Annotated in this window: 31 protein-coding genes; all 31 read right to left on the reverse strand. The window is 50.9% G+C overall.

Annotation, left to right across the window (positions count from 1 at the left end; all coding sequences use genetic code 11):
* Positions 1 to 603, reverse strand: a complete 603-nt coding sequence (locus GC128_RS12900) for a tail assembly protein (protein ID WP_151994638.1) — start codon at positions 601 to 603, stop codon at positions 1 to 3.
* Entirely contained in the window at positions 600 to 1,307 is a 708-nt protein-coding gene (locus tag GC128_RS12905) for a C40 family peptidase (RefSeq protein WP_151994639.1), read from the reverse strand. The genes GC128_RS12900 and GC128_RS12905 overlap by 4 nt, the downstream gene beginning before the upstream one ends.
* A gap of 2 nt (positions 1,308 to 1,309) precedes the next feature.
* Positions 1,310 to 2,059, reverse strand: coding sequence for a phage minor tail protein L (locus tag GC128_RS12910; RefSeq protein WP_151994640.1), 750 nt, complete (start codon positions 2,057 to 2,059; stop codon positions 1,310 to 1,312).
* On the reverse strand, positions 2,056 to 2,403 hold the full coding sequence (locus GC128_RS12915) for a phage tail protein (RefSeq protein ID WP_151994641.1): 348 nt from the start codon (positions 2,401 to 2,403) through the stop codon (positions 2,056 to 2,058). Before GC128_RS12915 ends, GC128_RS12910 begins: the two co-directional genes overlap by 4 nt.
* A 78-nt stretch (positions 2,404 to 2,481) precedes the next feature.
* The gene (locus GC128_RS12920; RefSeq protein WP_151994642.1) at positions 2,482 to 2,880 is read right to left on the reverse strand and encodes a hypothetical protein; all 399 of its coding nucleotides are present in this window, start codon (positions 2,878 to 2,880) and stop codon (positions 2,482 to 2,484) included.
* 59 nt (positions 2,881 to 2,939) lie between these two features.
* Positions 2,940 to 5,441: a phage tail tape measure protein gene (locus tag GC128_RS12925; protein WP_151994643.1), complete on the reverse strand. Its 2,502-nt coding sequence runs from the start codon at positions 5,439 to 5,441 to the stop codon at positions 2,940 to 2,942.
* Positions 5,422 to 5,736 carry a phage tail assembly protein T gene (locus GC128_RS12930; protein ID WP_151994644.1) on the reverse strand — a complete coding sequence of 105 codons (315 nt, stop codon included), beginning with the start codon at positions 5,734 to 5,736 and terminating at the stop codon, positions 5,422 to 5,424. Before GC128_RS12930 ends, GC128_RS12925 begins: the two co-directional genes overlap by 20 nt.
* Before the next feature lie 8 nt (positions 5,737 to 5,744).
* Entirely contained in the window at positions 5,745 to 6,155 is a 411-nt protein-coding gene (gene gpG / locus GC128_RS12935) for a phage tail assembly chaperone G (RefSeq protein ID WP_151994645.1), read from the reverse strand.
* Between the two features lie 37 nt (positions 6,156 to 6,192).
* Positions 6,193 to 6,930, reverse strand: a complete 738-nt coding sequence (locus GC128_RS12940; RefSeq protein ID WP_151994646.1) for a phage tail protein — start codon at positions 6,928 to 6,930, stop codon at positions 6,193 to 6,195.
* 7 nt (positions 6,931 to 6,937) lie between these two features.
* Positions 6,938 to 7,336, reverse strand: coding sequence for a phage tail terminator protein (gpU, locus tag GC128_RS12945; RefSeq protein WP_151994647.1), 399 nt, complete (start codon positions 7,334 to 7,336; stop codon positions 6,938 to 6,940).
* Entirely contained in the window at positions 7,333 to 7,887 is a 555-nt protein-coding gene (locus GC128_RS12950; protein ID WP_151994648.1) for a phage tail protein, read from the reverse strand. Before GC128_RS12950 ends, gpU begins: the two co-directional genes overlap by 4 nt.
* A gap of 8 nt (positions 7,888 to 7,895) precedes the next feature.
* Entirely contained in the window at positions 7,896 to 8,171 is a 276-nt protein-coding gene (locus GC128_RS12955; RefSeq protein ID WP_151994649.1) for an ATP-binding protein, read from the reverse strand.
* A complete protein-coding gene (locus tag GC128_RS12960; RefSeq protein ID WP_151994650.1) occupies positions 8,164 to 8,487 on the reverse strand; it encodes a DUF2190 family protein in 324 nt (107 codons plus the stop codon). The genes GC128_RS12955 and GC128_RS12960 overlap by 8 nt, the downstream gene beginning before the upstream one ends.
* Positions 8,488 to 8,568: 81 nt before the next feature.
* Positions 8,569 to 10,566, reverse strand: coding sequence for a ClpP-like prohead protease/major capsid protein fusion protein (locus tag GC128_RS12965; RefSeq protein ID WP_226812121.1), 1,998 nt, complete (start codon positions 10,564 to 10,566; stop codon positions 8,569 to 8,571).
* The gene (locus tag GC128_RS12970; protein WP_151994652.1) at positions 10,535 to 12,091 is read right to left on the reverse strand and encodes a phage portal protein; all 1,557 of its coding nucleotides are present in this window, start codon (positions 12,089 to 12,091) and stop codon (positions 10,535 to 10,537) included. The genes GC128_RS12965 and GC128_RS12970 overlap by 32 nt, the downstream gene beginning before the upstream one ends.
* On the reverse strand, positions 12,088 to 12,312 hold the full coding sequence (locus tag GC128_RS12975) for a hypothetical protein (RefSeq protein WP_151994653.1): 225 nt from the start codon (positions 12,310 to 12,312) through the stop codon (positions 12,088 to 12,090). The genes GC128_RS12970 and GC128_RS12975 overlap by 4 nt, the downstream gene beginning before the upstream one ends.
* Positions 12,309 to 14,414, reverse strand: coding sequence for a phage terminase large subunit family protein (locus tag GC128_RS12980; RefSeq protein ID WP_151994654.1), 2,106 nt, complete (start codon positions 14,412 to 14,414; stop codon positions 12,309 to 12,311). The genes GC128_RS12975 and GC128_RS12980 overlap by 4 nt, the downstream gene beginning before the upstream one ends.
* Positions 14,414 to 14,908 (reverse strand): DUF1441 family protein, encoded by a 495-nt coding sequence (locus GC128_RS12985; RefSeq protein ID WP_151994655.1) that lies wholly within the window; start codon positions 14,906 to 14,908, stop codon positions 14,414 to 14,416. Before GC128_RS12985 ends, GC128_RS12980 begins: the two co-directional genes overlap by 1 nt.
* A gap of 214 nt (positions 14,909 to 15,122) precedes the next feature.
* Positions 15,123 to 15,464, reverse strand: coding sequence for a DUF2190 family protein (locus GC128_RS12990; RefSeq protein ID WP_151994656.1), 342 nt, complete (start codon positions 15,462 to 15,464; stop codon positions 15,123 to 15,125).
* 34 nt (positions 15,465 to 15,498) lie between these two features.
* On the reverse strand, positions 15,499 to 16,317 hold the full coding sequence (locus GC128_RS12995; protein ID WP_193216253.1) for a phage tail tip fiber protein: 819 nt from the start codon (positions 16,315 to 16,317) through the stop codon (positions 15,499 to 15,501).
* Positions 16,318 to 17,101: 784 nt separating this feature from the next.
* Positions 17,102 to 17,443 carry an Rz1-like lysis system protein LysC gene (gene lysC, locus GC128_RS23370; protein ID WP_151994658.1) on the reverse strand — a complete coding sequence of 114 codons (342 nt, stop codon included), beginning with the start codon at positions 17,441 to 17,443 and terminating at the stop codon, positions 17,102 to 17,104.
* Between the two features lie 430 nt (positions 17,444 to 17,873).
* Positions 17,874 to 18,353, reverse strand: coding sequence for a TIGR02594 family protein (locus tag GC128_RS13005; protein ID WP_151994659.1), 480 nt, complete (start codon positions 18,351 to 18,353; stop codon positions 17,874 to 17,876).
* Between the two features lie 2 nt (positions 18,354 to 18,355).
* Positions 18,356 to 18,631, reverse strand: a complete 276-nt coding sequence (locus tag GC128_RS13010; protein WP_151994660.1) for a phage holin family protein — start codon at positions 18,629 to 18,631, stop codon at positions 18,356 to 18,358.
* Complete coding sequence (locus tag GC128_RS13015; RefSeq protein WP_151994661.1) at positions 18,628 to 19,023, reverse strand: putative holin; 396 nt, start codon at positions 19,021 to 19,023, stop codon at positions 18,628 to 18,630. The genes GC128_RS13010 and GC128_RS13015 overlap by 4 nt, the downstream gene beginning before the upstream one ends.
* A gap of 99 nt (positions 19,024 to 19,122) precedes the next feature.
* Complete coding sequence (locus GC128_RS13020; RefSeq protein ID WP_151994662.1) at positions 19,123 to 20,013, reverse strand: SDH family Clp fold serine proteinase; 891 nt, start codon at positions 20,011 to 20,013, stop codon at positions 19,123 to 19,125.
* A 735-nt stretch (positions 20,014 to 20,748) separates the two neighbouring features.
* Positions 20,749 to 21,327 (reverse strand): DUF1133 family protein, encoded by a 579-nt coding sequence (locus GC128_RS13025; RefSeq protein WP_151994663.1) that lies wholly within the window; start codon positions 21,325 to 21,327, stop codon positions 20,749 to 20,751.
* 12 nt (positions 21,328 to 21,339) lie between these two features.
* The gene (locus GC128_RS13030; RefSeq protein WP_151994664.1) at positions 21,340 to 22,329 is read right to left on the reverse strand and encodes a DUF968 domain-containing protein; all 990 of its coding nucleotides are present in this window, start codon (positions 22,327 to 22,329) and stop codon (positions 21,340 to 21,342) included.
* The gene (locus GC128_RS13035) at positions 22,326 to 24,200 is read right to left on the reverse strand and encodes a DNA cytosine methyltransferase (protein WP_151994665.1); all 1,875 of its coding nucleotides are present in this window, start codon (positions 24,198 to 24,200) and stop codon (positions 22,326 to 22,328) included. Before GC128_RS13035 ends, GC128_RS13030 begins: the two co-directional genes overlap by 4 nt.
* Positions 24,193 to 25,074 carry a phage N-6-adenine-methyltransferase gene (locus GC128_RS13040; protein WP_151994666.1) on the reverse strand — a complete coding sequence of 294 codons (882 nt, stop codon included), beginning with the start codon at positions 25,072 to 25,074 and terminating at the stop codon, positions 24,193 to 24,195. Before GC128_RS13040 ends, GC128_RS13035 begins: the two co-directional genes overlap by 8 nt.
* Positions 25,071 to 25,559 carry a helix-turn-helix domain-containing protein gene (locus tag GC128_RS13045; protein WP_151994667.1) on the reverse strand — a complete coding sequence of 163 codons (489 nt, stop codon included), beginning with the start codon at positions 25,557 to 25,559 and terminating at the stop codon, positions 25,071 to 25,073. The genes GC128_RS13040 and GC128_RS13045 overlap by 4 nt, the downstream gene beginning before the upstream one ends.
* Positions 25,556 to 26,575, reverse strand: a complete 1,020-nt coding sequence (locus tag GC128_RS13050) for a conserved phage C-terminal domain-containing protein (protein WP_151994668.1) — start codon at positions 26,573 to 26,575, stop codon at positions 25,556 to 25,558. The genes GC128_RS13045 and GC128_RS13050 overlap by 4 nt, the downstream gene beginning before the upstream one ends.

The following is a 26,575-nucleotide window of genomic DNA, read 5'->3' on the forward strand; positions in this document are numbered from 1 at the left end:
TTATTGATAATCGTCGGTATAAATACCCGCAGAGATAATGGCCCCGCCACGCTCACGTAAACCGTAAGCCACACCAACCGGGTTACCCATAGCGACCGTGTTTACCGGGCCACCAAAAGCATATGACGGCATATTGTCTGGGTCCTGGCGAGATGCGAGGCCTTTGGCCTGCGGTGATAGCATCTGAACCACGCCGCCAATCATCATTGCCGCGCCAAATTTAATCATCCCTGAAGCAACCGCCCCGCCAACTCCCGTCCATCCTGCTACAACCCCAACAACAATGCCTGCCACAACCATCACTGCCCCGAGAATCGTTTGGAGCGCACCTGCCCGCTTGCTCCCGGTAATCACTGGCACAATACGGATCACTTCGTCACCGCTGTTATGTTTCAGCTCTTCTTTAGTGATGTTGTGCTTACCTTTGAAAACGGCAAAGCGAAGCCCTTTGAGGTGAGCGTTTTGCATAAACGCTTCAAATCCTGGAATAGTGACTGATAAGGCGCGGCACGCCTCTGCCGGTGTATTGATAACAAGCCGATGCGTGCGACCGAACAGCGCCGCCAGGCTTCCGCTCAACAGAACAGTTTTATACTGATTCATGGTAAATCCTTATGTCGGACAATCAGGGCGGTACGCTCTCGCCAGTAACCACCGTAGGGTGTTTTGCAGGAGAGTTGCCCGTAGAGATGATGAAGAAGTTGGTTATCGTCAAGGAGGATCCCTGCATGATTTACCACAGGCGCGGATACCTGCATCAGTACCATATCGCCTAGCCGGGGTGTATCTACTTTGCGAAAGCCCTCGGCATACCAGTTATCAAGATACAGATTTTCATCCCCAGACTCCCACCAGGGTCGCTCCACGCTGTAGTTTTTAAGCTCAATACCCTGTCGTTTATGCCAATCCATAATCAGTGACCAGCAGTCAGCATGGCCCAGCACAAAACCACGCCCTTCCAGTTCGCGTTCACCGCGCGGGTAAATGGTACGGATATCCCCTTCCGGCCATGAAGCAATAATCCACGGCACACCATGCGCATCGCACTGAAGCATATCCAGCTCACTCGGCTGCGTGGTAGCGCCATCACCAGGGTGACTATGCACAATAGCTGTGATGGTTCCGCGGTCTTCCGCTGCTGCGTAATCCTCCGGGCAGAGCTCAAATTGCTCCATTGGTACCGGAGTTATATTCTTGCAGGGAATATAGTGTTCCACCCGACCCTTCTGGATAACCAGACCACAGCATTCGGCAGGATATGCGGCCGCAGCATGCGCCATAATGGTCTGTAGTGTTGTTTCACGCATAGCTATCTCCTCAGGAGGTTTGCGCCGGGAAAACCACCAAAATCGAGGGGCATGTCAGGGCCAAATCTCGCTTTGCAGTCAGCCATCAAGCCCGAGCATTTATCCTTTGAGGGGTCAGTTACAGGATTGCCTTTTAGGTCAAACATGGCGGGTCCGTTGTAAGAACAACCATCGCCAGAGCGGTACTGGTTGCGACACGCCCAGGTGCAGATTGCCGTGATTTGCCGCGTGGGAATAAGTAGCCCCTGCAAATCCATAGGGCTTGATAGTTTAAATTCAACAACTTCATCGTCTTCGCTGGTCTTACTGTCGATATACCAGACGTGCTTTTTAACCTGCTGCGGATCTGCTGTTGGATTACCTGCCGGGAAGTTTTTGGCGTCGAGATAATGAGTGAAGGTATCGAGGACAATAACTTTAGCCTGTGCCAAATCATCAAAGCGTAGGCAAAGTGCTGTTGCTACACCGTCAATGTTGGCAACCCTTAACTCTGGCTCTGCCGTCTGGCCGTCACTGGAGGACTCCATGCCCGTAATTTCAAACGGCCAGGCGCTGTATTCCTGCCCACCAAACCAGACCGATTTAGCGGGCAATTTGTTTTCATCGCCACCAGCAGCATCTATTTCTTCGGAAGTATGTGCAATAGTATTAGCGTGAAAATAAAGATGGCCCGCACCAAAGGCCGAGCCATCAATTTCAACCAGGCGTATTTTATTCCCCGGTTCTAGTTTCTGAATATCGTTATTAATCATGGTGCGAATGCCTGTTCAAATGTTGCCGTAACAATGAGCAATGTTTTGCCTTTCACCGATCTCTTTAAAGAATCAGCCGCGACTCGATATAGCCCTTTTTCTGCATATGGAGGAGTGAAGACAAACGACTTTGTTTTATGGCGCGAAAGGAAGTTATAAATTTCCATCGCCCGGGCAGCGGGACCAGTGAAAGAGTAAGGAAACGAGAATTGTGAAGGATTGATGCCATCGCCAGTTACCTGCTCATAGCCGTCCCCAAACTGAGCTTTACGAATTCTGTCTTTTACATCGAGACTAGGTTGCGTGGCTGTCTGAACAGGCCAGTTAAAAATTTCAATTGCCATAAACCACCCTCCAATATTTGTTTATAAATAAGCAGAGAGCAGTATTAAATAAAAAGCCCCAATTAGGGGCTTTAGTAATTATTTTATTTGAAGCAACCTATATTGACCTACTGCTCCCAACTCTGCTTGGTATTCTTTGTACTTACCATCAGCAATTACGGCTAATGATTTTTTCCATGCCGTTAATGCGCATGAAAGTCTTATCGATAATATATGCTCACCTTTAGATAAGAAAAAATCTATATATTGGTTTTGCTGAAGGCCAGCCACTTCAATATCATCTACCTTTATTACTAACGGGCAATCCTCGCCTAAACCCGCTCCTGTTAATTGCTTAATTCTATGTACGCGGACGTGTGTGGCGTTGCTAGATTGTTTATTAAATGAACTATTATAGATAGTGGCTGTTGGAACATAAGGCCTATCAGCGCACCCGGTTAATAAAATTACTAGTCCGGTAATCAACAAGCGCTTCATGATCATCCCCTTGATCGATATGAATTTGCACATACTAACCAGGGGGTGAATGAAAGCAACTACCGCTTCTGTTGCGCACTCCAGATTATCCCGCCCGGCCGCAATGCTTTCCGGATACCATCCTGAATACTCGAATCAATGGTCTGCTGGTAGGCTCGACCTACAGCATCATCACTCCCGGTTGTTTGAGAAGTTGATTTATCCCCCTGAACGTAAACATTACTTTGAATATTTATACCGCCTCCAGCAGAACCAGCCACAACCCCAAGCTTGCCATTTGCACCACGGCGAAGAGGTAAAATAGCCTCCGGACCTGCCTCGCCCATTACACCCGCACCTTTAGCGAAAGCGAAAAGAGTTGGTCTACTTACTACTGAACCGCTGTAAGCACTGAGGCTGGCAGAATTATAAACTCCACCATTCGCATTGGCTTCTACCCCAAAGAGAGAACTCACGCCATTGACCAGTGATTGTTTGATAAGAATCTGCGTCAACATACCCAGAATAGATTTCGTGAAGTCGGCAAAATTCGACTTCCCGGTCATAATCATGTCCGATAGCCCTTTACCCAGACCGTCAAACGTTGCAGAAGCAACTGACCTCATCTGTCCGTAAGCATCATCAGCAGAGTCCGCATAATCAGCCCACGCGGTTTTGGCGCCAGCCTCCCAGTTGTTACGCAGCGTATCCTGTTCGCCGTAATAGTTTCTCAGCGCTACAAGCTCTTTCTGGTAACCCTGATCATTCTCGGAACCACCTGCATTTTTCCAGCCCTGCAATAACTGAGCTTCCTCAAGGCGGCGCTGGGTGGCTCGGCTACTCTGCCCCGCGCTATCGGTTAATGCTTTGGTCTTCTCCCCCATCTGCGTGACATATTTCTGTGACGCGTCCTGGAGGCGATTAAGCCTTTCCTGAATAACAATCTGATCACCAAGACCGGCGTTTATCTCGGCCTGTGCCAGCACTTTATCTTTGTTCGCCAGTAGAGACTTTTCATCATCACTCAGTGCGCGGGAACGGGATGCCTGTTCCAGAATGGTGAATTTCGCCTGCTGCTTCCAGAGCTCCTGGCGCTGCTGGCTGATTTTGTCGTTGATACCGGAATGCTTACCGAGAACCTCAAGCTGAGTCTGAAGTTCAAGTGTTTGCGCATTGGTGGTATCGGTCAGTTTAGTGCCGCCAGGTGTGCGGGTTTTCGCGGGTTTCTTTAACGAATCCTCGTACTCTTTTTTGGCGGCAGCCATGTTGACGTTGTAGTCAGCCTGAACGATTCGCCCTTCTTTAAGCGCTTTATTCAATTCGTTCTGGCGTGCGGTGTACTTCTCAATCGCAGACTGTGATTTGGTGTAATTCGCCTGAGCCTGCTGAGCATATTTCAGCTTATCGGCTTCTGCGTTCGCTTCACGCTTCGAATTTTCCAGGCCCAACTGGGAATTACGGGCTTGCTGTTGCGCCATATCGAGCGCCACGCGAGCCTGTTCTCTGTCGGTCCAGTAACTTGCGCGGGCATCATCTTTAACGAACGGATCGTTCTTACGCAGGCTCCAGATTTTGTCGGCTTTATCGAAAGCATCCTGCGCTTTCTTCAGCATCTGCTCGGAGGTATCCGGACGCCCGACATCCAGCGCCGCATCCCACATCGATTTAAACGCGTTGGACAGTGAGTCAGCTGCTGATTCAATTGTTCCCATATTGTCGCGGATAGATTTGCTCTGCTCATTAAAACCAGCAGTAGCAACCTCATTTGCCGCCTGTAACGCCCCTGCGGCATCGCCAGCACGCTGGAGCGCGGCAACATGAGCAACCTGTTCGGCGGTGACATTATGAAACTGTTGCGCCATGGCCAACAGGCCGGACGCGGGATCATTCGTTAACTTGCCAAAAGCTTCAGCCACCTTTTCAACCGGCAATCCGGAAGCGTCAGTAAATTTCGCGACGGAGACCGCAAGGTCTTCAAAGTTAGCTCCTGCACGCACACCCGAATTGACCAGTGCGATCAGTGCCTCGCTGGTCTGATTGAAGGTTAAGCCAGACTTTTCACCCGCTTCGGCAATGCTCTGCATGCGCAGCGCTGTTAACCCGGCAGCATTGCCCGACAGGACCAGCGTTTTATTGAAATTAGAAAGAGTGGCGGAACCCTGATAGAACGAATAAGCCAACGTTCCGGTTGCCGCAGCAAGAGCACCAATTCCCAAAGCTGCAGGGGGAACGGTACTCAGTAACGCCGAAAACATCGGTCTGATACCGCCAAACATATCTTTAACCTGACCACCCTGTTGAAGCAGGATTAGCCAGGGACTTTGCCCACCAGCCAGCTGCGTGGCCACGTCAGTAAACTGCGCTGGCAACATACGCATGGCGTTGCTGTACTGACCAACAGACAAGCCTGCTTTCTTCGCCGCAATTTCCTGCTTAGAGAATGATTGCTGCACCTGAAGAGCGGCATCATTCGCTGCCTTTCCCGTAACACCAAACGACTTTTTGACTCGCTCAACCTGTTCCTGAAATTTTGCAGCGTCCAGGTCAAGATCGACAATCAGATCACCCACTGCCTGGGCCATAGCGCATACCTCCTAAACTTTCAGCAACTGACATGATGGTGTCGTCATCCATCTCACCAGGTGCTGGTATTTCAACAGGCGGATTAAGAAGACTAAAATCACGAGGGGTGGCGTCGGTATCCTTGCAGAGCATTGACACGACAAGATGGCTCAAGCGGGAAAAGTGGGTATCGAGTTGATCAGTTTGAAAATACTGATGGCTGTAAAATCGGCCCCACTCAGCAAACTCAGAGGATGACATGCCGGCGAGCATGTTGCGCCAGTCCGGACGGTTGAATTCCCTCGCCAGCTTCATGACAAAGTTCAGCTCACCGGCCCAGGCTTTTCCGCTGTGATCTCTTCTTGTTCAAGCTGATTTTCATCCTCTGACGTTTTTTCAAGCTCTGGCGGGAGCATGTCGGATAGCTTTTTAACCATAAATTCAGCCGCGCCAATCATTTCAGGCGACCAACCACTCATAACCTGCTGATGCAAGGTTTCTACATCAGGCCCGGTAATGTCAGCCTGCCAGAGGGACATCGCTACAAGCCGAGCTGCTGCTTGAATATTCCGCGCCACCAGCAAATGATAATTATCTTTTTCATCAGCATTATCAGGCAGGTCTTTATTCAGGTCGGCGTAATATTTCAGATGTTCAATTCGCTGTAACGCTGACAATTCATAGAGCGTTACGGTATGCCCGTTAAATTTAAACGGTTCTGATTTCAGAAACATGGGGGACTCCAGGGAACTGGGGCCAAGGCCCCTTTAATCAGGAAATGGTGACTTTATCGATGCCGACGAACAAACCATCATTGGTCATCACGATGATTTCAGCTGAGCCAGTCGCTTTACCGGTGATCGTTAACACATCACCATTGACTGCGACCGTCGCTTTGGTTGGGTCAGAACTGGAAACACGGAAGGTTTTATCCGTAGCACCGGCAGGATTAACCGTAACGTTAACAGTGTCAGTTGCACCGACAGCAATAGCCGAGGTGGTTTTATCGAGCGTCACGCCTGTTACTGCCACAACAGGTGCGCGGGTTTCTTCAGCCAGCGATGGTTTACCGTTGTTACTGATTTTCACCGAACGAGTGATCACTTCTTTCGCCGGGATAGTTTTACCCAGGCTACTCACCCAGCCTTTGAACACATCAACGGTGCCGTTCGGGTACTTGATCTTGTAGGCGCGAACATCACCGGCGTAGAACCAGTCCACCAGACCTTGCTGCCCACTTTCACCAGGTTTCCATGCAAGGGTAAAACTGGCTTCACCCGCCGACTTCTCACCCTGAGCCGTGTTTGCCCAGTCGGCATCCTCGTCATCAATGTAGGTGTCATCGTACGATTCAGCCGTCAGCTCGCCAGGCGTAATATCTTTAATCTTTGCTGTTCTGGTCCAGTCGGTATCACTGGTCGGGTTCGCATATGCGTCGCCTACGCCGGTATAAATCCAGAGTGTGGTACCTGCACCCTTGACGGGTAAAAGAGGGTTAGGGGTTGGCATAAAAGCCTCACATTGTATAAGAGAGAGAATATTTCATGTCAGCTGAGCCCCAGGTCGCCATTTCATCATCGCGCTGGTAGTCGTAGCCCTGTGCTGCCATGGTTTCGATAAGAGTATTCAGATCGGGAATATTGCTTAAGCTGGGATAAACGCGACTTTCCATCCACTCATCCAGAGCAGAGTCAGTTTCGGAAGCTTTCAGGAAAACCTCGATATGCAGGGTTGCGTTCCACATATCTTCATCAATGGAATCTTCCGTTGCCTGCGCATCGGTTAAGTAGACCGCCAGAGCGGGAAGGTCTTCGAGGTCGAGCACTGCAGGACGCCCATCAAACCAGGTAACCGGCTCCGTGATCCCTTTTTTGAGCGCAGTAAGGATCGCCGCGCGTATTTGCGGATGTTTCATTTAATAAGCACCAGTCGGAGTTGTTTACGGAGTGCTGCGGCCATTTCTTTGGGCAGTTCAGTTTCAGTAAGCTTTGTACTCTGTTCTTTAAACGCTGTGGTCAGCGGCTCGGCCAGGGGAATACTGACAACCTTCAGCGGGTAGCGTGCCGCTGTTGTTCGTTGCAGAACATGCCAGCGACCGTTACTGAGCTGCTGGATGAATGCCCCCGGGAAACGAAAGCGCCCCACCCGCAACTCGCTACGCACACCGCGCGTATCCCGCTTTCGCCGTGACAAACGAACACTTGCTGTACCTAGTTTGATAGCGGGCAAATTACCGCGATTCACCCTGATGGTTGCCTGCGGTTTCCGTGCCGTGGCTTTTTTAAGCCTGGCGCGTTGGTTTACCAGCTTGCGCTGGACCTTTGTTTCATTTGCGACTTCGCGGGTACTACGGCTGATTGCCCGAGTAGCGATACGGTTGATCGCCTGCGAGGATGCGCGGGGAACGGCGGTTTTACTGATACTGTCGAGATTAGCGATTGCCTGCTCAAGCCCCTTGATAGACATACAGCCTCCTACTCGAGCCAGATTTGGGGTTTACCGTTAAAAGTTTTCTGGCGGGTCACCTTGTATGTTTTCTCCTGCCAGACAACTTCATCCCCTTTCCGGGGTTTCAGTGTGGAAGAGAACACCACCAGCGATAGCCCTTCACCCATTAACGGTCCCATTTCGGCATCAAACTGGCTTTCGATTGCCCTGGCGGACTCGCCATTAATCAGCACCGGCTCTCCCATTACAGTCACCGTGGCCGCATCCATGCGCGCGGCAAACTGGGCAAATGGGCTAGCCATTCAGACGAACGGCAACAGTCGTGGTGTTCGCTGCTGCTGCCTCCCACGCTTTTCCGGCTGGCGTCGCACCGGTTTCATCAATCTGGACTTTACCGTCCTTAATGTTGAGGGCTTTGCCCTGGGGAATGTTGTCAGCGGCAAGCTTAGGCAACACGACGACGCCGCTGGTCACCCCTTCGCCAGACTCACCCACTGGAATATCTGCAATGGCTACTGCCAGCAAATCGCCCACAGGAACAGGCGCACCGCTGAGAATGGCGACGTTCCCGGTGTTCTTAATCGTGATGGTGCGACCATCCTGAAGATAGTTTTTCATGAAGATTCTCCACGGCTCCGCTCGGGAGCCGTTTTTCAGATATAAAAAAAGCCCTTTCGGGCCACTGGAGGTTGGTATCGATTACTTACCGGAGGATTTCACCAGGCCACGATAATCCAGTGGCGCCACACCTGCATCGATGCGCACTTTGGTGGCGATACCATCAGTGGTGAAACCGTCCTGCTGGTCGATGTACGGTGCATCAACACCGTTCAGATACGCCACTTCAATCGTATCTGTACCCTGTGCTGCAGCCAGATACCAGGCGGCCGGATCAGCATCATCCAGACGCGCTTCGGCAATGACTTCAGCAAAGTTCTGGATTGGGTTAATCACCCCGGCATTCACATCAGCCCCTTTCACGCTGGCAGACTTGATGGTCTGGTTGGCGGTAGTTTCCAGCGCCACCGGTACCAGAATGTAAGCCGGGCGAATGTTGAGAGCTCGTTCCCCTTCTTTCTGGGTGCGCATCAACTGACGACCTTTGTCGAGGTTACTGATATCGATAGCGCCGGTGGCCATGTTTTTATGATCGGCATGGAACAGCGCCTTACCATCAGACAATTTGCCATTCGCGGTAAGAGTCGCGTAAACCAGATCGCCGATGGTGGCCTTCGCTGCGCGGCCCATTTTCATCGGCACATCGGTCAGCTGATTGAGATCATCGTTGATGATCGCCTGACGGGTAACAGAGAAAATCTCACCGTAGGTGGCCAGCGCGATGGTTTCGCCTTTATCACCGGTAGTGATGTATTTGTACTCGGCACCTTCACGGACCTGTCGCAGCGACGGGAAGCCGCCCATGCCCACACGATGTGCTGTTTTGAAATCAGACAGCTGGCCTTTTTTGGTCCACTGCTCGAAGGTTTCAGCTGATTCATCCCAGCCCTGCAACAGTGCCTTGTTAGCCACATCCAGCAGGATATTGCCGAAGTCAGACGTGCTGTGAGTCAGTGCAAAGCCGACCATCTGCATCGGATTATAGGAAGCCACACCGAAACCGCGCTCAGTCAGTGACATGCGAGCCAGCTCACGCAAGGTTGTGCCGTTGTAGACGTTATCACGCTGCATGTCTTCATAACCTGCACGCGCCATCAGTGCCTGACGAATACCATCACCGACAAAATTACCGTTGCCGGCATACACATGTGCCTGGGTCTGAGTCTGCGTCGATTTGTTGGAAGGCGTCGCGCTTTTACCCAGCTCTGCCAGCAGCTTATCTTTCGCCTGCTCAACAGAACATTCAACATCAGCCACACACTGAGCCTGAAGTTCCTGGTGTTTACCGCCGAACATAGCAAACAAATCCTGAATATTGTTTACGCGGGCCTTCTGCTCGGCAATCACCTGCTGGCGAATGTCAGTTGCGTTGGCGTTCTCTGGCGCGGTGGTCACCGGCTGGGTGATAGTTGGCTGCGGGTCACGCGGCGCTGTATTACGTGGTGGGGTGATCATGTTGCGGATTGTGCGTGGCATCTTCTCGAATTCCTCGATACGTTTTGACTGAATACAGGCCATTGCCTGAAGGGATGGAGTAACTTCGTCGGCAAAACCCAGCGCCAGACATTCAGCACCGGATAACCAGGTTTCGTCCTCCAGCATGGCGGCAATCTCTTCCTGAGACTTTCCGGTTTTTGCCATGTAAGCCGGGATAAGTACGCCCTCGAGCTTATCCAGCAAGTCGGCGTAATCACGCATGTCGTTCGCGTCACCACCCGTGAATCCCCACGGCTTGTGGATCATCATCATGGTGTTTTCCGGCATGATGACCGGATTACCCACCATCGCGATGACTGATGCCATCGATGCAGCCAGGCCATCGATATAAGCGGTAATCGACGCGCCATGGTGTTTCAGGGCATTAAAAATGGCGATGCCATCAAAGACATCGCCACCAGGGGAGTTAATGTGAAGGTTGATATGAGTGATATCACCCAGCGCTTTGAGGTTGGCCACAAACTGTTTTGCCGTCACACCCCAGTAGCCGATTTCATCGTAGATATAGATATCGGCTTCGCTTTCATTGCTTGCCTGCATCCGGAACCAGCTATTTTTTACGCTGGCTTTCGGGCGGTTCATTACCCGGTTTTTCTTCCTGGCCACTGGTGGCTCCTTTGTCATTAGCCGGGTCGGTATCGAACACCAGCCCCTGCTTGCGGTTATCATCTATTTCCGCCTTGCGGCGTCGCTTCACATCATCCGGATTAGCACCGCGAGCTCGCACCCATTCGCTTTCAGTCGCAGCACCACCGCGCAACAGGATTTTCCAGGCGTTTGCCTCTTTAACGGGATCAATCCACGGCATTACCGGGCCAGAGAAAACAGCGCTGTAGAGCGACTCTTTATCCACCCCTGCAGGAACGATGATTTGACCGGAGGTAATTGCCATACTCAGCCAGGCGCGGTACATCGGGCGGGTCACAGCGGCAATGAAGGCATCCTGCAGAATGAAATAGCCTTCCGTTGACTCCACTAACTCCTGTCGCTGGGCGCTGTAGGTCCCATCATAATTACGGGCAATACTGGAAAAACTGCCGCGTGAGCCTGCGGCTACTGCACGCAACTGGCCGTTACGGAAGGTTTCAAGGTTGGGGTTCGGTCGGTCAGATTTGATCATCCCGATATCTTCACCGGGACGAAGGTCATCAAACAGCATGCCAGGTTCAATATTCAGTTCCCTGTCACCACCAGGACCATCTTCCGGATAAGACTGACCATCGCCTTTTTTGATGAACATACCCAGCGCGGCGGCAATGCGGGCAGCAGTTAACTCTGCATCTTCATATTCTTTGAGGGCGGACAGACGCATCAGAACACCAGCGAGCAAAGAATTTCCCCGGATTTGATGCAGTCGACGCATAAATTTGAGATGCAACATTTTGTCAGCACCAATATCTTTGGTGTCACCCTGCCTCAATCCCTCCGCTGGCAGGTTTTTGTACACCATGTATCGGGTTGGCCGACCCCAGTCGTTGAGATAAATACCTTGGCTTAATCTATTGGCCGGTTCGCTCCGCTCCATCGGCACAAAATCAGGCTCCAGCGCCTCCAACCAGAATGGAATGCCTGCGACCGGGTCTAGCCCATTTCCGGTACCACTAACTAACTGAGCAAATACTTCGCCGTCACGCAGCCAGGTTCGCGCCATCAGTCTCTCAAGCACGGGCCGCGTAAACTGTCCTGTTACGTCCGGAGAGACTGACCATTCAGCCCATTTGGCACGAATATCAGTAGCCAGTTTGGTGGCAAGACCCCCGCTTTTCAGTAGTGGTTGAGGCTCAACGATGATCCCTTTAGCCCCCACAATGCGCTCTTCGAGTTTATCAAGTAGGCCTATTACCAAATCGTGGTTACAGTCGAGCCAGCGAGCCTGCTCACGCAGAGAGCGACCACCAGACTGCGTAAGCTGGTTCGCAGAGCGATTCTCGCGTTTAGCTTTATGTGTCCTGGATGGATGAGTGGCCTCATAAGCTGCAATTTCATCTACAGAGATACTTTTCCTGCCTTGATACTCATCATAAATATTAAGGATGTGCTGTGACTTAACCCTGGATAGTGCCCACTGCGGTGAAATATTTCTAAGTGCACTTTCAAGCCATCTCATCGCGTAAACCTCGCCAGTTTGAATCCACTACGGCCGCCACTGGTTGCGTTAGCCGTAGCAAGTTTGCGCTCCCACTCCTGACGCCCCTCGCGGATTTTGCTCAAGTCTTCCCGGGTCATCTGCTGACCATTAAAGACAATTGATTTACCCTGCAAAACCTCCATCTCGGCCTGGATATAGAGACGGATCATTTCCTGAATACTTGTTGTGTTAGGTGTCATACCCAGCCTCCTGAATTAGATGGTGCCCATGCCGATTCACTGGCAGGTTTCTTTGTCTTTGTTGCAGATACTGGCGGTAGCGGTTTAGCAGCTGCTGCCACAACCAGCACATCTGTTGTGGGTTCATCCACAAGATAGGTTTCACGACGCGCCCATTCCGGCGCATCAGGCCATTTAATCTTTTCGTAGCCGTGGAGAATGACCAGAGCATGCGCATACACCATGAGGTCAAACGCTTCGTTGGCGCCCTTACCGGGCTTCGTCCATTTGCCATCTACAGAACGCTCCTCATAGGTCAGTTCGTCGTAAAACCAGTCCCCAAGCCAGTCAGGAAAATGGACATAATTCGGACCCGGAACATCACGCCACAGCGCATTGTTGATCTGGTCTTTCAGTGGATTTGTCTGAAGAAGATAAAGGGGGACATCCCCTGCAGCCTTTGCCCTACGGGCCGAACGTCCGGTGTTATCGGGATAAGTCTGCGTAATGAGTTTCCCAGCAGCCTGACTTGCCCCTTTGAATAACCAGACTTTTCGCTGCAGACCATCACGCCTGCAACGGCGCCAGAAGCGATAAGCATTATCCGTTACGCCATCTTCGCCACCGGAATCCACCGCCATAGCCATCAGGCTCATGCGTTTATCGGGGTCGCCATCCAGTGCCCAGCTCTTGTCGAGTACATCGGTCCGCAATAAATCCCAGTCTTCGGGAAAACTGCCGGGCTCAATCCGGAGGCTTTCGCCATCGGCGTTGGTGCGCATGGATTGAGTGATGTTGTAACGGTCAACGATCCAGCGCTCACCCTGGGCACCATAGCCCGTCACCTGAACAACGAAGCGACGATTTTTACCACCCTGAACGTCGACCGTCGCGACCAGAAACTGAACACCTGCGGAAACACTTCGCTTTGAGACCCGTTCAGCCCGCGCACTAAGCTGCTCGCCCTTCCGTTGCTCAATGCTGGAGCGCGGAAGATACGGCAGTCCCCAGTCGGTATTAATCACCGCCTTGAGTGTCTCTTCACTTCCCGTGAGTTCATATTCCTGTTCGGCGGTCAGCAACTTGTAAACCAACTGCGACCAGGTCTGATAAGCCGCTGCCGGACCTTCCATCCAGAAAGATGCAATGCGGGAACGCCGACCCTCGCCGCTCAAATTCCCATCCCGGTCGATACTTTGCCCTTCGCGCAACCAGACGCCTTTCAGGTTCAGTGACCGCTTCATGTCTGCGGTGATTGTTCCTGCGCATGACGGGCATTTAATATGGGCGGATTCACTGGCAGCGACTGGATCATCGATGTCGCGATAGCCTGTCATCGCCTGCATTTCCGGCTGAAAATGCTCACCGCAATGCGGACAAGGCCAGAACCAACGGCGGCGATCGCCGCGGTTATAGAGAGATAAAATGCCTGTTGTTGGCGGAGCTTCATGCGGAGAACGGCGGCGCCATTTGGTGTCGCGAATATCACGGCCAGGGGAGCTTTCCACCAGCGTCATACCGGAAGACATAAACGTCGTGGTTCGCTTTGATGCGAGAGAATAACCATCGCCCTCCCCGTCAATATCTTCGGGGAAGCGGTCATAATCGGTCAGCGCCACGCATTTGAAGTCAGAGGAGGACATCACATTAATGGAGGGCCAGCCAATTTTAAGGAAACCACCCGAAAGGAAAAACTTGTCGTGCACATTATTATCGTTCTTCCGGGGGCTTAGTCGCTTCTTCACTTCGGGACTACACCGGAACGTACGCGCCAGTCGTTTTTTGGAGTGCTCCTGAGCTTTGTCCTGTGTCATCTGAACAATCAGCATATCCGAGGGATCGCAGACGATGTTATAGACAACCCACCCGTCGATCAGCCCTATCGTTTTACCCGTTCGGGCAGGCCCAACAAAAATGACCGCATCGTAGTCACGGGACGACAGGCAGTTCATCGGCTCCATAACATAAGGCGCGACCATTGGGTCCCACGGCACTGAGTTCCCCCCGGACATGGGCACCCGCATGTATTTTGCAACCGCCTCCGCGACCGGCACTCTTCGCGGAGCTTCAATCAACATTGCTGTATCAGTCGTGATCGTTCTCGCTGTTGCCTGCGCCGACATCAATCCTCCTCCGGAGATACCTCCTCTTGTACTGCGTCTCCGGACGCCACCCGGCGGGCAATATCGTCACGCAAATCGTCAATAATCGCCTGCACCCGCGTCACCGCCTGAGGAGGAAGAGCGCAATCACGCTCAAGAATATCCGGCAGCGTCTCCAGCACCTGGACCATTGCCTTTGCCATCCCCGCGAACTCGCGTGCGACATCAGATGCCGGTATCAATTCACCAATTTCCTGCTCGAATTTCAGGCGCTCCCTTTCTGACTGATACCAGGCCTTACGATCCTGAGGCTCCATTTCACCTTCCGCGACAGGCGGTGGTGTTTTCATCAGCTCAGAAAGAATGGATGTCAGGGAATACAACTTAAGGTTGCTTTCATGCCCACCGACAGGTGAGACGTTCTTAATGCGGGAGCTTACGGTCTGTCGATGCACGCCGGAGATTGCAGCAAGCTGGCTGACATTGAGTTGAAGGTTCTTTATTTCGTTATCCATACCCCACCCAGTGATGAATGAAAAACAAACAGAATCGTCACTAAAATAAAAATAATTGCTAAAAATCAATTAATTGAACTGGTGGTGACGACCGATAAAAATGCGAAAATTTGTCGCTTTCCGCGTGCCCGCCGCCTCGTGGCAGGCCGGATCCCCGGGAGTACCTTTTCAAATGATAGTGATTATCATTTGATGTGATTTTGGTCTATGCGGGTCAGAAGCCAAGACGCACGCGCCCTTCGGGGTCGCCTGCATTGGAGGTGATCCACGCGGTGCCAGCGAAGGCGTTAGCATCTGAACCGTCCTTCTCATCGGACGTAAGCTTGCCATCTTTAGTCAACCACAGCTGTACGCCACGCTGCCACGTTCCTGCTGTAACCTTGGGTAAGACAAACACGCCGGTCATCATCAGCTCACCGTCTGCATCAACTGGGATATCGTGCTGGGCGATACCAATAAGATCACCAACAATTACCGGCTGACCTGATACCACGTCTTTACCGGTACCGTTCTTCCAGTCCATGGTATTGCCGTCCTGATAGTAGTTCTTAGCCATTGGATTACCTGCCTGATTGAAGAATTGATATGAACTAACGTTTTTGAATAGAGTTACAAATGAGACCGCCAGGACGCAGGCTAGCCTGAATAGATTTCGTAATAACGGCGCTTAGCTCTTCATCATTATTGTGCGGGATATTGATGTTGACAGTAATGACATTGCCGCTTTGTGGCTGGTTCATATCACCAGCAGTGGTGAGTGCATTTCCTATAATGGCGCCAGCAATCTTCACTTCACCACTGGTAACGGTGAAACGATCAGCCTGAAACGAGACCTCTTTTTGAGGTATTAGCTCAGCGAACAATCTGCTCTCACGCACTGCATCAATAACAGCATCGCGCATATCGTCAGATAGTCGGGTTTTCGTGGCGGCTGCACCTACACCGACAGACATACCTGCAGCGTACTGTTTTCCGACCTTATCAGTGCCCACTTTAATGGTGTGGCCGCTGCTTAGCTTGCTACTGGCTGAGTCTTCCCCGAGAAATGATGTATCGAAACCAACGGCATCAGGCTCAGGCAAGTAGCCACCTACAAACTCAACCGGTAGGCTTTCCCATGATACTGGCTGGTTGTTATCGCCTATACGCAAAGCAATAATCATGTGGCCATCTGGCACAATCACATCGCGGGTGATGTTGTATTCACTTGAGCTACTACCCGAACCAACCACGCAACCAACCATGAAGCCATCAAATGTTCCGCGCTGTTCCCATCCTGACTTGACGGCATACAGGTGAACCCGATATTCCTCGCCAAGCCTGATCGCATTGCCCTGGTCATCATGGGTGACTATACCCATCGGTGGTAATGCCACCTTCACCCGGCTTATCTGGTGAGTATTCTTCATATTCATTTCCTTTTAGATGTGAGCCTGTCGCACGACAATACCGCCCGAGAGGTAACGGTATTACCCAGGCTCACTGCTGAAAGACTCTCTTTGGTGCGCGTGCGATGCGCATAAAAAAGCCACCAGCGGATGCGAGTGGCTTTGCGGAAACTAATCTAGGTCATCTAGTGAGATTAGAGTGCATCAGGTTTCATTGTGTTGATACTGATTGCAGTACTCTTTGATGTTATCAACGCTATTTCCCTTATGCCCCGATAACAGTGCAGATGGCTCATTTGAATTCTTAATAAAGCTGTCGATGTTTATATCACACTCGTAAACCCAGTGAGCTCGACCTGGTATATGGTCTGGATTTCTTAAGCGGTAAAACATAACCCGCTTAATGTTAGAAGAATTGGGGCCGTCGCTATATAGTTCGAATTTATCGCAAGGCCTTGTCAGAATTGTTGAGTACAGTTCGAGCATTTCTATCTCCCTTACCCACAGCCAATCTGTGGAAATAAGGATGTTGGGGCTAATACCAAGAATTCAAATTACTTTTTCCATCAGCAAGCCCACCCGCAGATGAGCTTTGTAATGGTGCAATACCTAAAAATGGGGCAAATCCTCTCGTTTCCGATGCATTTGAGTGCATGTGCTCAAATGGTTGTGGAGTTAATCACTACAATAGATGACCTCACACCGAGGCTATCTCCGTTAACTCGATCAGGAGGTACCATGATGAACCAAAAAGCTTTGCCTTTAACACTTGCCTTCATTTCACTTATAAACCCCATTGTAATATTCAGTTTAAGTCTGATTCATTACTGGATAACCGGGCATCCTCTACCCTTTTAATATCCGCTTTATCTCGATTGCACTGCCCCAGCGCCGCCAAAAGACTGACGTTTAAATCCAGACTGGCCCCATAAGTCAGCGGATCAGGAATAAACGGTTGTGGCGTTTCAGCGGTCAGGCTGGCTGGGGTTTGTTGATGTGGTACTGGCACGTAGACTGTCCGCGTATTGACGCAGCCGATTAGCTGCAATAGCAGGAACAGGCCGAGAAGCGCAATCATCGCCCGCAACCGCAGTTTTGATATCACTCGAAGCTTTCTGTGACTCCAGTGCAATCTGATTTTTGGCATGCTGATTGACTCCCAGAACAATGTTAGTGATAGCGACAGTGCGAAGCATGTTATCCATGACGGCGCGGTTACTGTTGTTCTCACCCTGTAGCGTGGTCAGGCTCGCTTCGATGCGGGTGTTTTCTTTCCAGAGCCACGCAATGACCACCAGCGCTAAGATTGAGAGCCACCAGCGCCAGTGCGCCTTGAACAATTCAACCGCTGTGATGAGCGCCGTCATGCTTTACGCCTGTCGACATATACCCCAACAAAACCAGCACCCCAGCGCGTATAGAACCAAAGTCTCCGCCCGATTGATGGCCGGCTAATACCCAGGCGAACAACGCTCACTGAAAATAAGCGCCACCACGGCCATGTTTGTGGGCCATGAGATGGATGCATATCCTTGGCAAAGTGAGCTGTAGAGCTCTCAAATTTTAATTTCATACCTTCATGCCTCGCTCTCCGAACGACTCCCGTTCATCACCGGAAGTTGTCGAGTATCTTTCGGCTCATTCACCGGCCAGCGATAACCAGATACACGCGAACGCTGGAAGGCGCGGATATTAATAGCATCAGACTGATTACCGCCCAGCACCATCAGGTCACTGTTTTCACGTTGCCCGACAACGAATCCCACATGCCCGCCGCCGTCACGACTGAATACCACAACACAACCGAAGGCTGGTTCGCGTAGCTCGGCACCCCAGTTGAGGTAGGACTTCGCAGATTCAAAGCGGGTTGATTTGATTCCGACTCGCTCGAGCATGGAACCAACGAAGGCTGCACACCATGGCGTTTCATCATCTTTGACTCCACCGCGTTTGATGTCTTTCCAGAACTGGATAATGAGGGGGTTATGACGAGGACCTTTGATTTCTAACTGACCTAAATACTTGCGAGCTTCCACCAGCCAGCGTGGTTCTTCCATTTCTAACTCCTTTTTCCAGTAATGTTCCCCCGCGAGTTCAACATCACCAGCAGGAGTATGAAATTCACAATGACTTCAGAGCGGTCCACGATTGTGTAGTTTCCTACCCATACGCGGATTGGTATTGAGATGAGTGCGACCATCGCCAGCCAGGCAATGATTGAGTAATGCAGCTTGTGACGAGAGTCAGTGCGCTGGTATGTCGCAATAATGATTGCCGTCGCCAGACTGATAACCGCATTTGCCTGAAGCCAGATGAAAGATGCATCGACTATCATTTCCCCTCCCCGGCTATCGTTTGCTTCTCCAGCCGTGATTTGTACATGAGGACAAAAGTGATAATGACCGCAGCAGCAACCATCGCGCCGATGGACTCAGGAACAGGGATAACCTCGGTTCCTGGGGCAATCTTTCCCAGTGTGGTATTCAGTGTGGCGTTGAGTATGGCGGTCATGTACTTCGCACCAATCAGGCCAGCCAGGAATGAAGCCAGCCCGTAAAGCAGCTTTTCCCACCAGCGCAGGTTGCGGGAAGTAAGTACATAAAGCGTGGCGCCAGCGAAAGCACCAAGTATCACCCCGGCATCAGTGTTAGCCCACAAGCCGGCAAACGTGACAGTAGTCACCACAGCATGAGCTGTAGCAGTGCCGGAGATAGGTTCTGCGGACATTACCCCCTCCCTCTCTTTTTGAACTAACTTTGTTTCCTGGGCATCTATAAAAAATGGGAAAAAAAAGGCCCACCGAAGTGGACCTTATTATATTTCTGTCTAGGCTTGACCAGGTGGAACGTGCCAAACTCGGCGACCGTCTTCATGGTTTTCAATTATTTTTGCAGCTGTGCTGCCACCAAAAGTGTGCATATAACTATGGTGGATAGTTAACACAATATCTTGCAAAGCCTGATCATTTTCCATAGGGGTAATTTTTAGCCCGATTTGGCTAGCTTTATCACTATGAATATGGCGAGCATGAGCGAATGTAGAACTATGGTTGTTAAGATGTGCACAGATTTCATCTGCTTTCTGCTTTGCATCAGCTTCACCAGCAAACATTCCAGTAACTAACCATTCGGTAACAATAGTTGAAGCCCATTGAATGGCTTTTTCACATTCACCAATGAATGTCGGGTTTAATTTGGACATGGTGAACTGCCAAAAATTCGCAGATGCAGGATTTTTTAGGATGTCCTGCATAGCCTTCTGTGATTCCTCTATGACACCGTGCGCAGGAACACCGCCAACTTGCGGATCAAATGGGCCTATGTTTGACTGCTTACCCATCACAATTTCTTTTGCTGTACATGCGAGCATAGTTCCAGCAGACATTGAAATCATTGGAACGAAAACCCGGATATCACTGCCAAATTTTGCACGTAAATAATATCCAATAGATTCAAGGGCAGCTATGTCACCACCAGGGGTGTGCAAAAGCAGATCGAGACCTTTAGTAGTATCAAGCCCATGAATTGCCGTCATGAATCCGTTTTTATCATCATCAGTCATGCTGATTAAATGGCTAACTGATGGAGAGCTTTTTTGAAGAAAACCAGAATAGTATGCAATTACATTTCGCCCAGTCATTTCTGACATTTCTTTAATGTACTTGCTTCTAACAGTGTCCAGAGGGCTTTTTTGGGCGAGTACTGCCATCTCGCCCATGACCTTATTCCAATTAGGCATAATTAATATGAATAAAGCTGATATTCCTGGTTAACTACATGATTAACATTGAGTTTATCAACAGAGGATCCTGTAGAATATAAAACTCCTGTTTGCTCCAATTGCATGGAGTTAGAGCTCATAACCCTGCGACCAAAGTCATTAACAGTCTCATGTGGTTTGAACTCAGATTGCGCAATTCCAAAGTTTTCGTACAGCTCGGTTATAGTCATAGCTTCGACCCCACTAAATACTATATATAGCGACAAAAAACCCGCCAACCCACTACATATAGAAACACCTGTTATACAGATGCGAAAAGAGCCCCTTCCGGAGCTCGCTGAGAATTCGTTTAAACAGATTTACGACTTAAATATAGTTGTTTAACCACAGACTTATCAACAATAACTTGAGGAAAATTTGCGCTTACGCAACTAATCTGTCACTGCATTATGGAATGCCATTCCAGAAAATGTACGAAAGTAAGGGGCAACATCTACATAGTCACTCCTATGAGGGTGCCACAAAGCTTTCTTGGGACTTACCAATTGAGAAATTAGCTGCAGTAAGTTCATCCATCTACCTGTAGTTCCGTTTTGCTAACAGTTGGGTAAGCATCAGCAATGCAAAAACCCGCTCTAGGCGGGTTCATTTATCACACTTGTCGCTCGGCTTATAGCGCCTTCGCTGAAAAGGTGTGCTCAGTTCGTTTTTACGTCCCGAGCTTAGCACAATTTAAGCAGTTTCCGCGCAACGTTGCAAGGTGAATCTGTCGCTATTTGTATCGAACACATCACACATTGGCACATATAGCATCGATTCTGCCAAATTTAACCAGGTATCAATACGGGTTTCACAAGTTCTAAGGCACCACTCAGGATTCCGGTGGTGAAGTTCTCGCGCCATGGCCTTTTTACTCATCCGGCGTTGATAACGGTCATATAGCAAAGCGACAAGCGCACCGTGCCCTTTTGACTTGAGTACAGCGCAAACCACTCCATCAATCTTCAAAGCTTCCTCATCACTACAAAACGCCAGATTGCTTTTGTGCTTCCCGTTCAGTATCTCCTTTAAGAAAGCTTCCAACTCCGGTTTTGTTATGCCGGACTTCTTCATGCGGCGTAGTGCTTCATTGATAGCTGTTTTGGTTAGCGTTTTAGTGGCCAGAAGTTGGTTAAACATGTTGCCACCGCAACCACCACCAATAAATGACCAGCGTCCCCACATACGCAGCTTTCCCTGAATCCAGATGCTCTCGAGCGTACGTAAACGAACCATCTCACTGCTTTTGCCTGTTGCTGTTGAATTAATCATTTACTGTCTCCCTTACGCCAGCACGCCGAGCGAGCAAGCCCGGTCAATAACTCGAATGATCATTACCGGTTGTGAGCCATGCTTTTGCTCAAATTTCACCGGGTCGTTATGTAGTTCTGTATGGCATGTACGGCAAAGAGGAATAGACAAAACGTCATGAGCCTTAGTACCCATCCCACCCTGCCCCCAACCTATTAAATGATGTGGGTCGTCAGCTGGTGAGCCGCATCCCTCACATGGCTGTGTTTTTACCCATTGAAGGTATGTTGGTTTTTCCAGGCGAATGCGTTTTGGGCGCTTCATAAGAGTGCCTGGACTTTCCGGATCAACCTTCAGCTTGAAAACCGGCTTCACTTTTTCCTGGATAATGCTGGTGGCCGGTACATCAGGAACAATGTCACATTCACGGCTTACAGATGGGATGACATCCTGAGGCATACGCAGTGCGCGGCGGGCCATCCCTTCAGGCAGGCAATCAACCAGGTCATATCGTATCGCCCACCAACAGAGCTCCGGCAACGTCAGCTGATGTGTATCATCAAACCCAAGGTTGCGCAGTGCTGAAGCAATGACGAATTCCACCACGTTCCGGTGCGCCAGATCCGCAAGTAGCTCTGTCGCCTGCTCTCGCAACTTGTTATCGCAATGCCAGCAAATACGAATTGAGCCTGGTGGATAAGGCATGATGACCATTTCGGGGTGGTGGTAATCACCGTGCGGATACTGACAACCATTCTCCCTGAGGAGGGATGCTTTTAGGGTCGAAAGGCCACCAGCAGCCTGAATCACCCGCGCATTGGTGAAAAAGGCCAGCAGCGCCTTATCATCACAAAGCGGTTGTGTTGCCGCCGGTACAATACCGGACGGCAGATGCTTTAAATGCTCAGGAACACATTCAATCAGCACACGACCCTGATGGAATAGAGCCATCACATCTGAGCCTGGACGGAATAGCGCCAGGCCGAGACGCGGGGCAATTTCAGGGGTAAGGATCACCCTCATGCCACCTCCCGTTGCTGGAGGCCACAAAGCTCAGGGAGATTTGCGCGTACTAAAGCTTCCGCAAAAGGTGGTGGTACCGCATTGCCGCAGCGGGCAACCTGCTTATCTTTCGCGTATCGATTACCGCGGTAATCCTGGTCGATGATGTACCATTCCGGAAAGCCCTGGGCGCGATAAAGCTCATGCGGCTGAAGCATGCGCATGCCAATATCAACGATACGGTAAGTCACGCCATCCACTGTGACGAACTCTCGATAATCATCACCGCAGTACTCACGCAAGAAGGCCGATACTTCTTCGGCGCGCTGCTCGTCATACTCATCGACCGCCAGATAAGTCTCGACGTTGCCAACGTGCAGGCCACCAGCCGTTAAGCCTGGTGCCGGTGCGTCAACCACTCGACCGTCTTTGCATGTTCCCCGCAGCATAACGAGATGGGATGTAACCAGAGCGTGGTGGTCCACTGTCGTTACTGAATGCACCGGCTCATCCATCGAGACACCCGGCCCCGTGTAGTTGCCTCCAAAATGCTTAACGAGATTTGCGGTAACAAGTTGGGATTTACCGCCCCCACCAGCGGTGATAGTGGCGCTAGGTTCATCAATTTGATGACCGATGCTGTTGCCGAACTGTCGAGCGATAACAGGCGCGACAACACACGCATGGGACTCTTTTAAGACGGTGTGAGCTGGCTTGTCTAGCGGGCGAGGTTTTGCCTGATACTCTCCGCCGCCATTTCCAGCCAGGAATGGTGAAAGAATAGTTTCCACCATGCCCAGCGCATGACCATTCCCACCAGGCCGCTTTGAAGTACCAGCGGTTATTGTCGGTACCGGCTCGCGGCAATCCTGTCCGGTCGCGCCAGTTCTGAACTTGGTGATGTGCGGTACCGCAATCGCGTAGCCATGCGTTTTGGTGATGGTCTGCAATGGCTCATCCAGCGACTGCCCACGGAAACAGTCGTACTTCGTCCGCGTGCTGGTGTGGTTGCACTTCACGATAAACGGCGTGGCACTATCAACAACAAAACGCTGAACGCCCCTGGCAATACGTTTAAGCGTGTTGGCGGCCAGCGGTCGCTTACGCTCAAAGATGCTCGGGCAATCAAGCGACCAGTCGATACATTCAGCTGCTGTGCGCCATGGTTTGAGCGTGCCGTTTAGCACTCCCAGCGACTTGGGGTCGCCGTGTGAAGGCTCAGGCCATGTAACCGGCTGCCCGTCGCAACGCATCACCATGAAGAAGCGTTTGCGGATTGTTGGCGCGCCGTAGTCGCATGCTCGCAGCTCGCGAGAATCAACGTCATATCCAAGCCCGTTAACCAGGCGAAGAGCGTCGCTGCTGTGTGGCTCAATACCTAGGAAATCACATGCTTCAGTCAGTGCTGGATGCCCAGCATCAATACCAGCACCCAGCATGCCAACGAACGCAGCAAAGGTTTCACCGGCACGTTTCGGATCTGGTCGCTGATCGCCATTTTCATCCACCAGCAACGGTCCCCACGTTTTGAACTCTTCCACATTCTCCAGCATCATCACTCGAGGACGAACCGCCAACGCCCAGCGAAGCACAATCCAGGCAAGCCCGCGAATCTCCCGCGCTACCGGCTTTGAGCCTTTCGCTTTACTGAAGTGACGGCAATCAGGGGAAAACCAGGCTAGGCCAACCGGATTGCCGGCAGTTGCCTGTTTCGGATCGATATCAAATACGGACTCGCAATAGTGCAGCGTGTCCGGATGATTCGTTTTGTGCATCGCTACTGCGTTCTCGTCGTGATTGATAGCAATATCTACGCTTCGACCAATAGCAAGTTCAATACCCGTTGACGCGCCACCGCCACCAGCAAAGTTATCGACAATAATCTCACGCACAGGTCACCCCCTGCATACTGGCAACCAGTCCACCAGCTACGGCAATAATTTCATTGTTTGGCATACGCTCCAGCCAGAGCTGGTTAATGTGCGCTTTTATCTTGTTCTGCTGGGCTGGTGCTATCGCATCAGCATCAACCAGTTGAGAGAAGATAAGTCCCACTTCGAGTGGCCAGATACGCGATTCAACCTCTGGTAATGCTATTGGTTGTGAAGTCGGTATCTCTTCCGCTGGTGGGCTAACTCGTGCAGCAGCAAACTGAGCAAGCGCCATGAATGCCCGCCCCTTTGCCTCCAGATCGGTACGCTGGATGTAGCTGAAACGCTCACCGCGCCAGGACTTATCAAACACCGCTATAGCGCCAGCAAAGAAAGCACCGCTTGGCTGCTGTTTCTCGTCAGCAGGAATGAACCAGGACGGCAGGTCAAATCCAATGCGCCCGCGAATAAAGGCAATATGATCAGCACCATCAGGCCACCAGGTTTCGCTGGTTGCTGCTTTAATCAGAAATACATAGCGCCCGCCCTTTTCTCTCATCGCCAGGGCATGGTTGATGATGTGAGTCATTCCGGTTACCGCCTGTTTTTCGTGGTACTGCGAGCGGCTGTATGGCGGGTTTGCATATGCACCACCGCCAAGCTCGGCGAGGCGTTCTGACCAATCCTGAGTCAGTGCGTTGTCTTCTGCTGTATACCAGGTCGGACACTTTGCGTTGCTATCGTCTGCAAACAGATCCAGAACCAACGGGCCAAACATGGCGTTAATACCCCAGAAAAGGTGATCAGGTGTACGCCACTGATCGCCCACTTCTTTAAGCTCATGGGCCGCCTTTGAACGAAGAGCCTCAAGGTTTTTGCAATAATTACTCGTCATATCAACCCCACTCCCACAAAGTGACCTGCCACAGTTGAGCTATCGCCAGAAGGTCGGCTTCCACAGCGGCTCCGGCAGCTAACAATTTTCTCGCGTAACGTTGTTTCCGATGTCACGTCGAGTAATTCCAGAAAAGCCTGGTTTGCGCGGCGTGATAATCCTTTGACCAGTAGCTCTTCTGCTTTGCTAAAGCGGCGCTCCCACTCTTCAGGGCTGATGATTTGCTGCTTCGGTACCGCAGTTGGAACATGGACAGGTGCAGGGATGGCAACTACTGGAACAGGTTCACCTGCAGCGATGGTGTAGCAGAATCGGTTATTAACGCCCGTCCTGCGGTTTATTTTTCCCTGCATTGTCAGGCGGGTAAGCGCAGAAGACACCGAGGAACGATCAACATCAGGCATGCTTTTAACGACCGCAGAGATCTGGGTGCCTGGGTTTTCACTGATGAAATTAAGGATCAAGTTTTGAATTTGCACTTTCATGCTGCTTCCCCCTGGTTTCCGCGCTGTGCCTGTTCTTTCCAGATAGCGTTCCAGCGGCTCATGGCAAACTCAGGGCGTTGATTGCGAAGATTCACCGCACCTGCGGCCTTGCAAACTCTCAAAGCGAGTTCACTTGGTTCGTTTGGCAGCAATAATCCGCGCATATATCGCCCATATTCTTCATCACGTTCTCTGGTATCGCCAACCGGAGTTTCACCAGCTTTGACCCATTTCCCATTCACATTTTCAGGGCGCCCAGCGGCATGCCACTTGGTTGCAGACTGAAGGTAGCCAGGGAATTTGGAGATCTGGAACAGCGTTACAGGGCGCAAGTATTCAGCCATCTTGATATCGTGCCCCCACTTCGCCTGGCTGTAGTCGACAACCAGATTCAAGTCTTCGAGGGAAAATTCTTCCCCCAGTCGGGCACGGATATTTTCCATCGAGGATTTGCTGACCTGGTAACGGGAGCCTGTCACGAGATTCAGGTGAGAAAGAACTTGTTTAGCTTGATCAGTAATTTCTACTTCACGGTCGGTCTGCGCAGCAGGCTGACGAGAGTCTTTTACTTCTGATGGATCTTGTTTTGATTTTACTGACGGATCCCCGCCAGATTCTGCCGGGTCAAAACCACTTTCCTCGTTCAATTTTGACCCATCAAATTTTGATGCGACAGATTTTGACCCGTCAGTTTTTGATGTGTCAGATTCTGACAGGTGAGCAAATGCCGCCGCTTGCAATTTCGCCACGTTAAGACGGTATACATTGGATGCATTGCGATTGCCCTTGCGACGAGCTGTGCGGGATAACCAGCCTTCAGCTTCAAGCTTTGCGACAGCAGTTCTTACCGTACTTGCACCGGCACCAATCTGACGTGCAATGGTTTCAATGGAAGGCCAGCAAACACCCTCATCGTTACTGAAATCAGCCAGGCGAGCCATAATGGCAACACTGGACAACTTCATGCCAGACGACGCACAACCATCCCAGACATAGGAAGATAATTTAACACTCAC

The sequence above is a fragment of the Buttiauxella massiliensis genome, assembly GCF_902500225.1.
Lineage (GTDB): Bacteria > Pseudomonadota > Gammaproteobacteria > Enterobacterales > Enterobacteriaceae > Buttiauxella > Buttiauxella massiliensis.